Origin of the sequence: Nonomuraea diastatica, from assembly GCF_004349015.1 — a bacterium.
In the GTDB taxonomy this organism is placed as follows: domain Bacteria; phylum Actinomycetota; class Actinomycetes; order Streptosporangiales; family Streptosporangiaceae; genus Nonomuraea; species Nonomuraea diastatica.
In genome coordinates this window covers 1-1316 of sequence record NZ_SMKP01000420.1, presented here as the reverse complement: position 1 = coordinate 1316, position 1316 = coordinate 1, and the positions used below count along the sequence as shown (strand labels likewise).

Annotated in this window: 1 protein-coding gene; it reads left to right on the top strand. The window is 72.7% G+C overall.

Annotated features, from left to right (window positions below; genetic code table 11):
* On the top strand, nucleotides 1-1316 hold a 1316-nt coding region (locus E1294_RS51965), incomplete at both ends, for a S8 family peptidase (RefSeq protein ID WP_165978003.1).

Below are 1316 nucleotides of genomic sequence, written 5' to 3'. Positions count from 1 at the left end.
GCCGAATCACCTGCCGCATCTCCGGCCGAATCCCCGGCGCCCACCCCGGCCTCGCCCGAGGACAAGGTCGAGGAGGGCTTAGGGGTCGACGGCGGCACGGCGCGGGCCATCGTCGAGCTGACCGGCCCCGCGGAGAACGCTCCCGTGGCGGCCCAGGCCGCCGCCGAGAGCGTGGACGTGGTGCTGCAGCCGCAGAGCCAGACGTTCATGGTCGTGAAGGGCACCGCGGAGGAGCTGGCCAAGCTGGCCGAGGACCCGCGGGTCGCCTCCATCCGCCGTGACAGGACGTACACGCCCACCCAGGTCGGCTCCAACCTCACGCTGATCGGCGCCGACCAGGCGCACGCGAAGGGCCACACCGGCGCCGGCCAGGCGGTGGCGGTGCTCGACACCGGCGTCGACCCCGACCACCCGTGGTACAACGGCAGGGTCGTGGCCGAGGCCTGCTTCTCCGCTGTAGAGCCCGGCGTCGAGACGCTCTGCCCGAACGGCCAGACGCAGCAGTCAGGGCCCGGCGCGGCGGACGCGACCACGGCGCAGTGCCTGTCCGGCGGCGTTAACCTGTGCGACCACGGCTCCCACGTGGCAGGCATCGCGGCCGGCAGCGGCGGCGTGGCGCCCGGGGCGAACATCGTGGCGGTGCAGGTGTTCAGCCGGATCAACGACGAGAACCTCTGCGGTGAGCCGTCGTGCCTGCTGGCCTACGAGTCGTCGCTGCTGCAGGCCATGGACTACGTGGCCGGGCTGAGCGAGCCGGTCGCGGCGGTCAACCTGAGCCTGGGCGGGATCCTGTACGAAGGCGCGTGCGACACGTCCGAGGAAGGGTCGGTCTTCAAGCCGAAGATCGACGCGCTGCTGGCCAAGGGCATCGCGACCGTGGTGGCCGCGGGCAACGAGTTCTTCGAAGGGGCTTCGTACCCGGCCTGCATCTCCAGCGCCGTGGCCGTGGGCGCGAACGACGGCGGCGACGCCATCGCCGACTTCTCCAACCGCGGCGCGCTGCTGGACCTGTTCGCGCCCGGCGTGGACATCGAGTCGTCGGTGCCGGACAACGCGACCACCGTCTACAGCGGCACCTCCATGGCCACCCCGCATGTGGCCGGCGCGCTGGCGCTGATGAAGGCGGCCTCCCCGGAGACCCCGATGGCCGACCTGATCGACAAGCTGAAGACGGCCGGCAGGCCGTACGTGTACGAGGCCAACGGCACCCAGGTCACCACGCCGCGCCTCGACCTGGCGGCGGCACTCGCCGGGGCGGCGCCGCAGCCGCCGATCTCGCAGACCCCGGTGGCCCCGCCCGACCAGGACCCCCAGCC